This is a genomic window from Flavobacterium sp. N2038, from assembly GCF_025947185.1.
Classification (GTDB): Bacteria; Bacteroidota; Bacteroidia; order Flavobacteriales; family Flavobacteriaceae; genus Flavobacterium.
The window spans coordinates 2,666,611-2,681,437 of sequence record NZ_CP110001.1; the positions used below are offsets into that span (position 1 = coordinate 2,666,611).

General features: G+C 32.4%; 11 protein-coding genes. 6 read left to right on the plus strand and 5 right to left on the minus strand.

Translation table 11 applies throughout. From position 1 onward, the window contains the following. The first annotated feature begins 69 nt into the window (after nucleotides 1–69). The 3 genes from OLM51_RS11905 to OLM51_RS11915 all read left to right on the plus strand — a co-directional run bounded on the left by OLM51_RS11905 (nucleotide 70) and on the right by OLM51_RS11915 (nucleotide 4,850). The gene (locus OLM51_RS11905; RefSeq protein ID WP_264550835.1) at nucleotides 70–2,469 is read left to right on the plus strand and encodes a glycoside hydrolase family 31 protein; all 2,400 of its coding nucleotides are present in this window, start codon (nucleotides 70–72) and stop codon (nucleotides 2,467–2,469) included. Nucleotides 2,470–2,556: 87 nt separating this feature from the next. Continuing rightward, nucleotides 2,557–3,369 (plus strand): M48 family metallopeptidase, encoded by an 813-nt coding sequence (locus OLM51_RS11910; RefSeq protein WP_264550836.1) that lies wholly within the window; start codon nucleotides 2,557–2,559, stop codon nucleotides 3,367–3,369. 155 nt (nucleotides 3,370–3,524) lie between these two features. Continuing rightward, nucleotides 3,525–4,850, plus strand: coding sequence for an MFS transporter (locus OLM51_RS11915; protein ID WP_264550837.1), 1,326 nt, complete (start codon nucleotides 3,525–3,527; stop codon nucleotides 4,848–4,850). Between the two features lie 10 nt (nucleotides 4,851–4,860). On the opposite strand, the gene OLM51_RS11920 is transcribed toward OLM51_RS11915, so the two are convergent. The 5 genes from OLM51_RS11920 to OLM51_RS11940 form a co-directional block, all read right to left on the minus strand. After that, a complete protein-coding gene (locus OLM51_RS11920; RefSeq protein WP_264550838.1) occupies nucleotides 4,861–6,708 on the minus strand; it encodes a serine hydrolase in 1,848 nt (615 codons plus the stop codon). A 257-nt stretch (nucleotides 6,709–6,965) separates the two neighbouring features. Beyond that, complete coding sequence (locus tag OLM51_RS11925; RefSeq protein WP_264550839.1) at nucleotides 6,966–7,691, minus strand: head GIN domain-containing protein; 726 nt, start codon at nucleotides 7,689–7,691, stop codon at nucleotides 6,966–6,968. A gap of 17 nt (nucleotides 7,692–7,708) precedes the next feature. After that, nucleotides 7,709–8,770 (minus strand): hypothetical protein, encoded by a 1,062-nt coding sequence (locus OLM51_RS11930; RefSeq protein ID WP_264550840.1) that lies wholly within the window; start codon nucleotides 8,768–8,770, stop codon nucleotides 7,709–7,711. Further along, complete coding sequence (locus tag OLM51_RS11935) at nucleotides 8,754–9,290, minus strand: anti-sigma factor (RefSeq protein ID WP_264550841.1); 537 nt, start codon at nucleotides 9,288–9,290, stop codon at nucleotides 8,754–8,756. Before OLM51_RS11935 ends, OLM51_RS11930 begins: the two co-directional genes overlap by 17 nt. 91 nt (nucleotides 9,291–9,381) lie before the next feature. Further along, nucleotides 9,382–9,936, minus strand: a complete 555-nt coding sequence (locus OLM51_RS11940) for an RNA polymerase sigma factor (RefSeq protein WP_264550842.1) — start codon at nucleotides 9,934–9,936, stop codon at nucleotides 9,382–9,384. A 269-nt stretch (nucleotides 9,937–10,205) separates the two neighbouring features. On the opposite strand from OLM51_RS11940, the gene OLM51_RS11945 reads away from it, so the two are divergent. The 3 genes from OLM51_RS11945 to porQ all read left to right on the plus strand — a co-directional run bounded on the left by OLM51_RS11945 (nucleotide 10,206) and on the right by porQ (nucleotide 14,823). Beyond that, nucleotides 10,206–10,898, plus strand: coding sequence for a hypothetical protein (locus tag OLM51_RS11945; RefSeq protein ID WP_264550843.1), 693 nt, complete (start codon nucleotides 10,206–10,208; stop codon nucleotides 10,896–10,898). A 244-nt stretch (nucleotides 10,899–11,142) separates the two neighbouring features. After that, nucleotides 11,143–13,596: an endopeptidase La gene (gene lon, locus OLM51_RS11950; RefSeq protein WP_264550844.1), complete on the plus strand. Its 2,454-nt coding sequence runs from the start codon at nucleotides 11,143–11,145 to the stop codon at nucleotides 13,594–13,596. A gap of 207 nt (nucleotides 13,597–13,803) precedes the next feature. After that, nucleotides 13,804–14,823, plus strand: a complete 1,020-nt coding sequence (porQ, locus tag OLM51_RS11955) for a type IX secretion system protein PorQ (RefSeq protein WP_264550845.1) — start codon at nucleotides 13,804–13,806, stop codon at nucleotides 14,821–14,823. Nucleotides 14,824–14,827 lie beyond the last annotated feature (4 nt).

A 14,827-nucleotide genomic window follows, 5' to 3' on the forward strand; every position in this document is an offset into this window, starting at 1 on the left:
TAGTGCTTTACCGAGTTTTTTTGTATGTTTGAAGTAAAGATAGAGTTCTTAAATTAAGACAATAGCGTTATGATTACAAATACATCATTAGAACATAAAGGTAATTTATTTCCGTCAAAAATAGTTTCATATGAGCATGAAGGTGATTCTGTTTCTTTTTACACGGACAATAATGTAATTTTAAAAGTTACGGTTCTTAGAGACAGTTTAATTCGTTTTCGTTTTACCACAAAAGGTTATTTTAGTAATGATTTTTCGTATGCAATTGATAAAACACAGCTGCATGGTTATAATTTTTTACAAGTTAACGAAGACGAAAATTATTTTGAAATCAGAACGAGTAAAGTGGTTTGCAAAATTAAAAAAGCAGATGTCCGTTTGTCTATTTATGACTTAAATGATTGTCTGATTCTTCAGGATGAACTTGGATTTCATTGGGAAGAAAGTTATGAATATGGTGGAAATATTGTAAAAATGAGCAAATCGTCAAAGGACGGGGAATGTTTTTACGGTCTTGGTGACAAAGCCACTCAAATGAACTTAAAAGGCAAAAGAGTAGAAAATTTTGCTACTGATCAATATGCTTATCAAAAAGATCAGGAACCGTTATATAAAGTTGTCCCTTTTTACATTGGATTACATAATCAAAAATCTTACGGCGTTTTCTTTGATAATACGTTCAGAACCTTTTTTGACTTTTGTCAGGAAAGAAGAAATGTGACTAGTTTTTGGGCAGAAGGAGGCGAAATGAATTACTATTTCATTTATGGCCCGCAAATGCAGGATGTAGTGACGACTTATACAGATTTGACCGGTAAGCCAGAATTACCACCACTTTGGGTCTTAGGATATCATCAATGTAAATGGAGTTATTATCCTGAAAGTAAAGTAAAAGAAGTCACTTCTAAATTTAGAGAATTAAAAATTCCGTGCGATGCCATTTACTTGGATATCGATTATATGGAAGGTTTTCGCTGTTTTACATGGAATAAAGAATATTTTCCAGATCCAAAAAAAATGGTCTCTGAATTAGCCGAAGATGGTTTTAAAACAATAGTTATCATTGACCCGGGAATTAAAATTGATAAAGATTACTGGGTTTATAAAGAAGCATTGGAAAAAGGTTATTTCTGTAAAAGAGCTGATGGTCCTTATATGAAAGGAAAAGTCTGGCCTGGAGAATGTAATTTCCCGGATTATACAAATCCCGTAGTAAGAGAATGGTGGGCTGGCTTATTTAAAGAGTTAATTTCAGACATTGGAGTAAAAGGTGTTTGGAATGATATGAATGAACCTGCAGTTATGGAGGTTCCAAATAAGACATTTCCAATGGATGTACGTCACGTTTACGACGGGAACCCTTGCAGCCACAGAAAGGCTCATAATATTTATGGAACCCAGATGGCCAGAGCCACTTATCATGGTGTTAAACGATTTGCTTACCCAAAGCGCCCTTTTGTAATAACAAGATCAGCTTATTCTGGTGCTCAACGTTATACATCGTCATGGACAGGTGATAATGTCGCAACTTGGGAACATTTATGGATTGCTAATATTCAGGTTCAGAGAATGTCTATTTCCGGAATGGGTTTTACCGGTTCTGATATTGGTGGTTTTGCAGAACAGCCAACAGGTGAATTATATGCACGTTGGATTCAGTTAGGAGTTTTTCATCCTTTTTGCAGAACACATTCTTCTGGAGATCATGGAAACCAGGAACCATGGGCGTTTGACGAAGAAGTAATCAATATTACCAGAAAATTTGTAAATCTTCGTTACCAATTGTTACCTTATTTGTATACCATGTTCTGGCAATATATAGAAGAAGGTGTGCCAATGCTTAAACCTTTGGTATATTATGATCAGGAAGATACGCAAACACATTATCGTAATGATGAATTCATTTTTGGGAATCAAATTTTAGTTTGTCCAATTCTTGAACCCAATGCTGTAGGTAGACGTATGTATATTCCTAGAGGTGAATGGTATAACTTTTGGACAAATGAGCTGTTTATTGGAGGGCGAGAAATTTGGATTGACACCAAATTTGATGAGATTCCGGTTTTTATAAAAGCGGGTGCTATTATTCCGAAATATCCGGTTCAGCAATATGTGGGCGAATTAGAATTTGATGAATTAACACTTGATGTATATTTCAAAAACGGTAAAGAAAAATCGGTCGTTTATGAGGATGCTCAGGATGGCTATGATTATAAAAAAGGACGTTACAGTTTTTTATCTTTTAGAACTATTGGAAAGGAAAAGGAATTGATTATTCAGCTTCATAAAGAAGGTAAATATGATACACCTTATTCTAAATATAAAATCAATCTAATTGGACTTCCTTTTAAAGTTACAGAAATTGAAATCGACAATGAAAAAGTCGAATTTGATATAATAAGTTTCGAGCAGAATAATTTTCTGATTATTGATAAAGAGTTTAATGAACTACATATTGTTGGCGAATAGGTAAATTCTGATACTGTTTTTGAAAATTGTGTAAAAATTAAACTTATTTTATTTGTATTTTTGTGTGCATGTTTAATTTTTAAGATCATGAAAAAACATCTAATTGCAGGACTTTTTACAGCAGTTTTGGTTTACAGCTGTGCAACAAACCCTATAACAGGAAAACAGAGTTTAAATTTTGTTTCAAACAGTGAATTATTTCCTTCTTCATTTCAGCAATATAGTCAGTTTTTAACTGAAAATAAAGTAATTACAGGTACAGCAGATGCTAAACTTGTTGAAACGGTAGGATTTAAAATTAAACTGGCTGCCGAGAAATATTTAAACTACTTAGGACAATCACAATATTTGAAAGATTATCGTTGGGAATATAAATTGGTTGATAACAAGGAAGTTAATGCATGGTGTTTACCGGGAGGAAAAATTGTTGTTTATTCGGGTATTTTGCCTGTTACACAAAATGAAGCTGGTTTGGCAACAGTAATGGGGCACGAGGTTTCACACGCATTAGCAAATCACGGTGCACAAAGAATGTCTGCGGCACAATTGCAGCAAATTGGCGGAGCGGCTTTGAGTGCTGCAACCAGTACAAAATCGGCACAAACTCAGGAAATTTTTGCTCAGGCTTACGGAATTGGTTCTGAAGTTGGAGTTATGCTCCCTTTTAGCAGAAGTAATGAAAGTGAAGCGGATAAAATAGGTTTAACATTAATGGCTATTGCAGGTTACAATCCAGATGATGCTGTTGCTTTCTGGAGCAGAATGTCTGCAAAATCTGGAGGATCAGGAACTCCGGAGTTTATGAGTACGCACCCGTCAGATGCAACAAGGATTGCTAATATTAAAGCTTTAATTCCAGAAGCAAAATCAATTGCTCTAAAAGTAGGAACTATAAAATAAAAGTCTGATTATCAGAATATATTATATTTTAAGCTATTCGTTTTCGGGTAGCTTTTTTTATGCTTTATAATTTATTAATATATGAATCGGGATAATTTGTATTTGATTATGATAAAAATTAGATAAATTCGTAGCGCATTAACAAAACCATTTCTATGAAAAACCTACAAAAAGGAGATAAGAAGCTTTTAAATGCCTGGGCATTTTATGATTGGGCCAATTCTGTTTATACCCTTACAATTGCTTCGGCAGTATTTCCAATTTTTTATGAAGCTTTATTTGCAGATAGAGATCACTATATTGATGTTTTTGGACTTCATTTAAAAAACTCTGCATTAATTAGTTTTATTACTGCAGCGGCTTTTTTAGTAGTTTCCTTTATTTCTCCATTATTATCTGGAATTGCTGATTATGTAGGGAATAAAAAATCTTTCATGAAATTTTTCTGTTATTTGGGTGCCTTATCATGCATGGGATTATATTGGTTCGAATTAACTAATATTTATGTTGGACTGGCATTTTACTTTTTTGGATTATTGGGATATTGGGGAAGTTTAGTTTTCTATAATTCTTATTTGCCTGATATTGCTTTTGAAGAACAGCAAGACAGAATTAGTGCTAAAGGATATTCTTTGGGATATATAGGAAGTGTTATTTTGTTGATTATCAATTTAGCAATGATTATGAAACCTGAATGGTTTAGAATCGAAGGCACTGCTACTATAAAGGCTTCAGATATTGCAATGCGTTATTCTTTTGTAATGGTGGGAGTGTGGTGGATATTATTCAGTCAGTATACTTATTACTACTTGCCAAAAGGAAGCAAAGAAACGGGTGAAAAACTAACAAGGTCTGTTGTATTTAATGGCTTCAAAGAGTTAAAAAAGGTTTGGGGATTATTACAGGAGAATATTCCTTTAAAACGTTACTTAGGAGGTTTCTTTGTTTCGAGTATGGCGGTACAGACAGTAATGTTGGTAGCAACTTATTTTGGAGCACAAGAAATTCAATGGTCTTCTAAAGAAGAAAGTACAATTGGGTTGATTATATGTATTTTAATTATCCAATTAGTAGCGGTAGTTGGCGCGGTAGTTACTTCCAGAGCATCAGCAAAATTTGGAAATATTCCAACTTTAATAGTTATAAATGCAATTTGGGCAGTATTCTGTGCGCTAGCTTACTTTATTACGTTACCAATGCATTTTTACGTTATGGCAACTGTTGCCGGTTTTGTAATGGGAGGAATTCAGGCATTGTCACGCTCGACATATTCAAAATTATTACCTGAAACAAGTGATACGGCTTCATTCTTTAGTTTTTATGATGTTGCCGAGAAGATCGGAATTGTAATAGGAATGTGCGTTTACGGAATCATTGATCAAATTACAGGAAGTCCGCGTGCAGCGATTGTAATTTTGGGAATTTTCTTCGTCACATCGATTTTTCTTTTAAGAAGAGTTCATAAAAAAGAGGCACTTTAAGTGCCTCTTTTTATTTTGATTTAAGTATTGTATCGATTTTTGAAATCATTTCTTTTGCATTTTCATTTTTCGGATTTAGATCTAATGACTTTTGATAGTTTTGTTTGGCCAGATCTAATTTTCCCATCGCTTCGTAAATCTCTCCCAAACTATCATATGCATTTGCTGATTGGGGATATTCAGAACAATTGAGAGTGAAAATTTGAACAGAAATAGCAGTTTGTTTCTTATTTAAAAATTGATAACCTAAATTATTCAGATTCTCTTCAAAATTATATTCAGGATATTTCAGCTTTAGTTTTTGAAATTTTGACAGGGAAGTTTGAAAATTATTTTCGCTAAAAATTTCAATTAACTGAGATTGTGTGGTTTTAATTTCATCTAAAGGTAATTCTAGTTTCTTATCAGTATAGCCTGGTCGCAAAATCGTTATGGATTCTAGTTGATTTTTATCTAAATTAAACTGAATGATATTCGGATAGTTATCAATTTTAAAAGAATTGTTTCCTATGTAATGCATTTCGTTTTTTTCAGAATCATAATTTTCTTTCAAAACGGGTGAATTCAGAAATAGAATAGAATTCTCTTCTACTATTTGAGAGGTTCCTAATCGATCATATCCGTAAAGAATTTCAGTGTAATACCCTTTAATAGCTTCTTTTAAGTTTGATGGAATTTGTTTTGAAGAAGTCGAATGAATAGATTTGCTCCAATGAAGCTTGGTGATGATTTCTTTTTCGAGATAAGCCATCACAGGCAAACGATTTGGTTTATCACCATTTGCTAAAACTGCAATTCCGTTGCCATTTTCCATTGTTGCCAGTAATTCGCCACCAGTTCCGGTATTTGAGCCATCGTGAGAAAACCATTCCAAATTCCCAAAGCCAATACTTCTTTGCCAGCCATAACTCCAGCCACGTGCACCATTTAGTGTAACAATATCAGTAACTTTTTTAGCAACAGCCTGAGAAATGATTTTATTACCTTTTCCGAGTAAAGCTTTTTGCATTTCTATAGCGATTAAAGCTAAATCAGTAGGAGTAGACCATAAACCTGATGGTGCAACTTGAGGCGTTATCGGAATTCCGGTTCTTATAATTTGACCTTTATTGTTATGTACTTTGGCAACATTGGTTAGAAATCCATTTTCATTAGGCTGTATCATCGTTGAGTTTTGTAACTGTAGCGGATCCAGGAGTATTTCTTTGACAATCTGAGCCAGTGGTTTCTGAAAATAATCTTCAAGCGCACATTGAACAATTACGTAACCACCACCACTATATTCCCAGTTTGTTCCCGGTTTAAAAAGAAACTCAATTGGCTTTTTGGATCGCGGAAGTAATTTTCCCTGTAAGCTTTCTACAATTGTCGGAATAGAATCGCCTGTATAATAATCTTCAAAACCACCCTGACTTGTTCCTGCGGTATGAGATAAAAGCTGTTTCCAGGTTACAGGGGTATTTTTTGTAAAGTTACTTTCCGGAAGTTTCCATCTTTTGAGATATTTTTGAATAGGATCATCTAAATTGATTAGTCCTTTTTCTTCTAAAATGGCACAAACAATTGCTGTTATTGGTTTTGAAATCGAAGCTGTAGAAAATGCTGTGTTTGGGTCAATTTTTTCATCAGAATCAGAAGCTTTTATTCCCCATTGATTAGTCCAGATTATTTGATAATTTTCAAATACAGCAACGCTTAATCCTTTTAAATTATACTTTTTCATTACTTCATAAGTGCTGTTTTTCAGATTATTTAAAGTAATAGTTTGTTCTGTTGGTTTCTTGGTGTTTTTTGTTGTTTGAGCAAAAGACAGGGCACAAGAAAGCATCAGAAGGAAAATAAAAATTATCCGTCTCATCTAAACTAATTATTAAAGTTGTGATTTTTGAAATAGAATTTTCTAAGAACACTACTTGGTTCAAAAGAAGGATGCTTGAGATTATTCTGCCATTTCCGTCACATCAAATGGAATTGGTCTTGATTTGGGTATTTTTTAATCTTTCAAAAAGATTGTTTTATAAGGTAAGTAAGAGCTCAATAATAAAAGAGGAATAATGGTTCATTTTTCGATTGAATGATTTTTGAAAATTTTTTATTATTGAGCTCTGTAAGTAATTATGCTTTTGAAATGCTTCCTGATCCGGAAACTTTTACATCACGTTTTTCTGCATTTCCGGTATATTTAATATCTCCCGAACCAGAAACTCTTGCTGTTAGACTTTCATTACAGTTTACACTAACATCTCCTGAACCTGAAACACTGACATTAGCATTTTTAGATTTTAAACCGTCAGCTTCAATATCTCCGGATCCGGAAAGTTTTATTACCAGACTATCTGAACTTCCTTTTAGTTTAACATCTCCCGAACCACTCAGATTAAACTCAAATGTATTGGAATCAACAGCTAAATCTATATTTCCTGAACCTGATAGTCTTGCTGTAAAAGTATCGGTCTTGATCGGATTTTTAGTTGTAATATCTCCTGAGCCAGACAAACTTAACTCGGATATTTTTTCAAACGGAATTGTAATCTGTACCTTTTTGCCCATACTAGAACTTATATTGGTGTTTTTCTTGTTATGAATTTTTAGAACATTGTCCTGAACTTCTACGATAATGGCAGCCAAAATATTTTGTTCTCCGGTAATCGTAATTTTACCTTCTTTACCAGCTACTAAATCTATATCATAAGAGCCGGTAGCTTTTATTACATCATAATCAGATGTTGTTCTTGTTTCGGTTACAACCTTCCCGTTACCTTTTATTTTCTCCATTTGGGCATTAGCCGAATAGCTTAATAAAAATGCACCAAAGACTGCTAGTTGAGTTAATTTTTTCATTGTTTGATTTTTTAAGATTATTGTTTTTTGATTAATGTTACGCTTCCGTAATTTGAATTGATAATTAATTTATTTTGACCTTTCTTTTTATTATAACCACTTATTCTTTTACTGGTATTTTTGGTTTCATTGACTAATACCTCCAAAGAATTATCACTTTTTATTCCACCATATTTAGTGTTAATATCAAAATCAAATGCATAATTTGAATCGTAACCGAGCGAAACATCAGAATAGCCGGAATTTATATTTATGTCATTTGCTTTGCTGGTAATAGTTGAGACATTAATTTTACTGTAATTGGTGTCAATATTTGCACTATTAGAAAGCTCGGTAATCCCAACTGTAAGATAGTTTCCTGAACCAGAAATTGAGTTTATTTTATTGAACTTAAAATTTCCATAATTACAGTCATATTTGATATTTTGACCATCAGAAACTACTATATCTGTGTAATTGGTATCGAGATTCAAATTTCCTGCATCATTTATTTTTAAGCCGGAATATTGTGCTTCAATAAGTCCGTTTTTGATATAATCAATAGTAGAATTTTGACAGTATTGAATCTGAATTTTGTTGTTTGAATTATTTAGTTTTCCAATAGAAACTTTACCATATTTACATTCAATATTACTTGATCCTTCTAAATTGATAACAGAAATATTTCCATATTTGTTTACCAGTTTTGCGGTTCCGTTTTTCGGAATTTTTATCACATAGTTAATTTCAAAACTATTACTGCTGCCTTTACTCTTTGTGCTGGAGTTTCCTGTTTTTGTAATTGCAGTTACCATAGATTTCAGTGCAGTAATATCAACATCAATACTGTTTAATCTTTCATTAACCCAGTTTTCATTTCCTCCGGTAACTTTTATAAGAATGTCAAGATCTATTTTGTCTTCATCCCACGTAGACACTGTAATGTTACCATATTTGTTGTCAATATCAATTCCTGCATCTGCGTTTACGATGTAGGTTTTTTTGATTGTTTTTTGTTTTGAAATAAAAGTGTCATCATTAGAGAATCCTAAAAAAGGAATCAGGATGAACAGGATTAGTATTTTACATTGTTTCTTCATTTGCTGTATTTTTTAAATTTTCGTTTTCTTCAATTCTTTTCAAAACAGTCTGCAAAAATGATATCCTTGTTTGCAGATTGCTGATCATGGCATAAATAATTTGTTTGTTTTCGCCGTTCTTTTGCAATTCGGTAATGATTTTCTGGTAATCAGCATCAAAAACTTTCATTTGTTTTAATGCATCATTAATAATTTGCTCATTTTCAGGAGAGCTTTTCTCTTTTAGTTTAACGAGTTCATTATCGATAAGGATGTTAAAAATAGAATCTGTACGCTGCGTTTCTTTAGAGGCAAATTTGAATTCTTTTGGTTTTTCATTTTTGTAAAAAACAGATATTCCTAACATTAAGACGATAGAAGCCGCAATAGCGGTTACAAACCAGTATTTCTTTTTCTTTGGTTGTTTTGCGTTTAATTTCTTTAAAAAATCTGCCTGATGATCAGTATGCATTTCCTGAATATCCCATTGATTTTCAAATTTGTTAAATAACTGATCTAAATTGTCTTTTTCCGTTTTCATATATCCTAATTTTATTTTTTAGAGGTGATATATGGTATCGCCTTTTTATTTATTGGTGTTTGTGTACACAAACTTTTTTTAAGTGGCGATTTCATATCTCCTCTAATTTTTTTCGCAAACTTTCTTTTGCTCTGCTTAACATAGTGCGGCAGTTTGCATAACTAATATTCAAAATTTCACTTATCTCTTCCTGATCATAACCCTCAATGTAAAAAAGTGTCAGTACCATGCGATAATTATCTTTTAGGCCTAAAATGGTATCTAAAACCTGTTTCACTTTAAGTGTATTTAAATCAATGTTTTCAGAGTACAAATGATCATTCTCTTCAATTTTGTAAAGTGACTTACTCAGATCATCAACCTGAAAGGCATTATTCTTTTTATAAAAATCAATACTATAATTGATAATTATTCTCTTTAGCCATGCCCCAAAGGCGACTTCCTGTTTATAATCGTTTATTTTTGTAAATGCCTTTAAAAAGCCTTCCTGCATGACGTCTTGTGCAAAATGTTCGTCTTTTACAATACGATACGCCACATTATACATGGCTTTACTGTAACGATTGTAAATTTCAAATTGGGCTTTTTGATTATTCTCTTTACAAAGCGCGATTAATTCTTCGATATTTTGGTTAGTTATACTCAAGTAATAGTTGCTGGTTTATTATAATGACCTTATATTTTTTGATATGTTACACTTTTTATAAAATTAATTTTATTTTTTTTCAAAATTGCATTTTTAGTTTAAAGATATTTTTAATGTAGATTTTTAGAATATTTAAGTGATTTGATTTTAAATTATTGATTGTTAGATATTTGCTGTTGTTTGTTTTTAAGAATTACTTTGTTAATAAAATATTAAATCGAAATCTTAATTTTATTATTTTTGAGGTAATCAAAAACAAATCAAATACCATGAAAAAAATTAAATGCATTGCATTAATGACATTATTTGTGTCAACCTCTTTGTTTACTTCCTGTTCAAGTGATTCTGGGAACAATGATGATTCAGCAAATCCTCTAGTTGATTATTGGCCAACGGCCGTGGGCAATCAATGGGTCTTAGATCAGAACGGTACAAAATCGACTATGAAAATTATTGGTTCCGAAAAAGTAAACGGAGATACGTATTTTAAATTCGATCAGTTTGTAAGTACCAGTAATGGTGGAGATGGCAGTGCAAAAGCATCTATCAAAAAACTTAATGGAGAGTATTTTATTAAAATTGATGATATCGTATATAGTGCTAACGGAATTTCTGGTAAAACAACCGGATATGAGTTTATTTTCTTTAAAGATAATCTGGAAGTAAATAAAACATGGACGGGAACATATACTCAGCAAACTTCATTTGATTATCCTGGCATACCTGTTATAAAATTAATAGTGAAATATACAGGAACTATTTTGGCTAAAGGTGCTACTGAAACAATTAAAAATGTTACTTATAAAGATATTATTAAGTTTAAGCTGCATCAGGAAGCCACTGTGGAAGGTGAAACTGCTACTTCTACTGATGCAGAATATTGGATCGCGAAAGATATAGGGGTTGTCAAATTTATTTTCAATAATACCACTTCAGATTTAGTTTCTTATAAAGTTAACTAATCATATTTTTTTTAAAGATTTAAAAACCGAAGTAGCTTTCGGTTTTTTTTATGACTTTATGTTATTTGTGTATAAATAACATGTAATTTAAAATTTCAAAACTGATGCTTTTGGATTTGGCATAATGATTGTCTATTTTTACGGCCTATGTTGTAATTACAGTGTTGATTCAAATCTGTGCCTTTTAGAAGGCTATTTACATATAGGATTAAACTTTTAATGACAAAACGACTTATATATTATTATGTCAAATCATAAAATACTTACTATTGACAATCTGTCACTTCAGGAATTTGATTCCGAAGCAGAATTAATTCCGTTATTAACACCAGAAGACGAAGAAGAAATGAATAATGAGGAGTTACCTCTTTCGTTACCAATTTTACCTTTACGTAATACTGTTTTGTTTCCGGGAGTTGTTATTCCAATTTCTGCTGGAAGAGACAAGTCTATTAAATTGATAAATGATGCTAATGCCGGTGGAAAAATTATTGGTGTAGTTTCTCAAATTAATGAAGAAGACGAAGATCCATCTAAAGATGATATTCATAAAATTGGTACAGTAGCCCGAATTCTTCGTGTTTTAAAAATGCCAGACGGAAATGTTACTGTTATTTTACAAGGAAAAAAACGTTTTGAAATCGATGAAGTGGTTTCAGAAGAGCCTTATATTACGGCAACAATTAAAGAAGTTGCAGAAGAACGCCCAACAGAAGATGATACGGAATTTACTGCTATTTTAGATTCTGTTAAAGAACTGGCTATTCAAATCATTAAAGAAAGCCCAAATATTCCATCAGAAGCGACATTTGCGATTAAAAATATCGAAAGTCAATCATTTTTGATCAATTTCGTTTCTTCAAACATGAATTTATCTGTAAAAGAAAAACAAGGGCTTTTATCGATAAATGGATTAAAAGAACGCGCTCTGGAGACTTTGCGTTATATGAACGTAGAACTTCAAAAATTAGAATTGAAGAACGATATTCAGTCAAAAGTTCGTTTTGATCTGGATCAGCAGCAACGTGAATATTTTCTTCATCAGCAAATGAAAACCATTCAGGAAGAATTGGGAGGCGTTTCGCAGGAAGAAGAAATGGATGAAATGGGGCAGAAAGCGAAAACCAAAAAATGGGACGAAAAAACGCAGAAACATTTCGAAAAAGAATTGTCTAAAATGCGTCGTATGAACCCACAATCACCTGATTTCGGAATTCAGCGCAATTACTTAGAATTGTTTTTGGAATTGCCTTGGGGTGAATATTCTAAAGATAAATTCGATTTAAAGCATGCTCAGAAAATATTAGATAAAGATCATTTTGGACTTGATGAAGTTAAGAAAAGAATGATTGAGCATTTGGCAGTTTTGAAATTGCGAAATGATATGAAATCGCCAATTATATGTTTAACAGGGCCTCCGGGAGTTGGTAAAACCTCTATTGGCCGTTCTGTAGCCGAAGCTTTAGGACGTGAGTATGTGCGTATTTCGTTAGGGGGTTTACGTGATGAAGCAGAAATTCGCGGACATAGAAAAACCTATATTGGTGCAATGCCAGGAAGGATTATTCAAAGCTTGAAAAAAGCCGGAACTTCAAATCCTGTTTTTATTTTAGATGAAATTGATAAACTTTCGAACGGAAACAGCGGTGATCCATCTTCTGCTTTATTAGAAGTTTTGGATCCGGAACAAAACAATGCTTTTTATGATAATTTCCTTGAAATGGGATATGATTTATCTAAAGTAATGTTTATTGCTACATCCAATAATATGGCAGCAATTCAGCCAGCATTGCGTGACAGAATGGAAGTGATTAAAATGTCAGGTTATACAATTGAAGAAAAAGTTGAAATTGCAAAAAGACATTTATTTCCAAAACAATTAGAAGCACACGGATTAACTTCAAAAGATTTGACAATTGGTAAAAAACAATTAGAAAAAATTGTTGAAGGTTATACACGTGAATCTGGTGTTCGTAATTTAGAGACTAAAATTGCTCAGGTAATTCGTAATGCGGCAAAATCTGTAGCAATGGAAGAGGAGTATAATAAAAAAGTTACAGACGAAGATATTATAAAAGTTTTAGGAGTTCCGAGATTAGAACGTGATAAATATGAAAACAATGATGTTGCCGGAGTTGTTACAGGTTTGGCCTGGACAAGTGTTGGTGGAGATATTCTGTTTATAGAATCGCTTATTTCTGAAGGAAAGGGATCATTGACTATTACAGGAAATCTTGGAAATGTCATGAAAGAATCTGCTACAATTGCTTTAGAATATATTAAGGCAAATGCCAAAAAGTTAGGTCTTGCAATTGAACTTTTCCAAAAATATAACATTCACCTGCACGTTCCGGAGGGAGCAACTCCAAAAGACGGACCAAGTGCCGGTATTGCAATGCTTACTTCTCTTGTTTCTTTGTTAACTCAAAAGAAAGTAAAGAAAAGTCTTGCGATGACTGGAGAAATTACACTTCGTGGAAAAGTATTACCAGTAGGAGGGATTAAAGAGAAAATCCTGGCTGCTAAAAGAGCTGGTATTAAAGAAATTATTTTATGTCACGAGAATAAAAGTGATATTGATGAAATTAAAGCTGAATACCTAGAAGGACTTACTTTTCATTATGTGAAAGAAATGAGTGAAGTTCTGGCATTGGCTCTAACAGATCAAAATGTAAAAAACGCTAAACAGTTAAAATAATTTTTAATTGTAAATTTTAATATTTAAAATCCAAATTCCAATTGTTTCTGATTGGAATTTGGATTTTTTTTATAGTCTTAGTATTGAATTTATAATAAAAAATGTGGTATAGTTGTTGATTTTGAGGTAATTATAAAAATTATTTTTTCAATTATATAATTTTATATTTGTATTTGCGTTATTCCCACATAGGAACGTTCCAAAAACATGTTAAAACGGTTTGTTTTATTTTTTATGTTGCTAATTTATTCGATTTCATTCGGGCAAATTGGAGGGCGGTACACCTATCAATTTCTTAATCTGACTTCGTCACCTAGACAAGCAGCATTAGGAGGAAAAACAATTACAATATATGATGAAGATGTTAATCAGGTAATGTTTAATCCTGCAGTTTTAAATGAAGATATGGACAATCATCTGGCAATGAATTATGGAAGCTATTACGGTGAAGCCTCTTATGGAACTGCGTCGTATGCTTATACGTATGACAGACACGTTCAGACTTTTTATGCCGGAGTAAGTTATGTAAATTACGGAAGCTTTGAAGGTTATGACGAAAATGGGCAGGCAACTTCGGATTTTAGAGGAAGTGAAGGCGCATTAACATTGGGTTACGCATATAATGTTCCTTATACAGATTTTCATATCGGTACTAATGTTAAGTTAATAACTTCATCGTTAGAAAGTTATAATTCTATTGGAGGTGCAATTGATTTAGGGTTTTTGTACGTAATTGAAAAAAATGATGTAAATTTGGCCTTAGTATTTCGTAATATTGGGACTCAGTTTACAACATATTCAGGAATACAGGAGAATTTGCCCTTTGAAATCATTGCTGGTGTTTCACAAGAATTAGAACATGTACCATTACGTTGGCATCTTTCGCTAGAAAATTTACAACAATGGAATATTTCTTTTTCGAACCCCGTTCGTGGAGAAACCAATATTGATGGGTCAACAAGTGATGAAAAAGTTTCATTTGTAAATAATGCTTTGCGACATGTTGTTTTTGGCATGGAACTTTTCCCCAAAAAAGCATTTAATTTGCGTTTAGGATATAATTTTAGAAGAGGTGAAGAATTACGTATTAATGAACAACGCAATTTTTCAGGTGTTTCTTTAGGGTTTGGTTTAAGAATGAATAAATTAAAGTTTAATTATTCATATTCTAGGTATACATTGGCGGCGAATACAAGTCTTTTTGGTTTAATTTTAAATTTTCAGTAGTAAC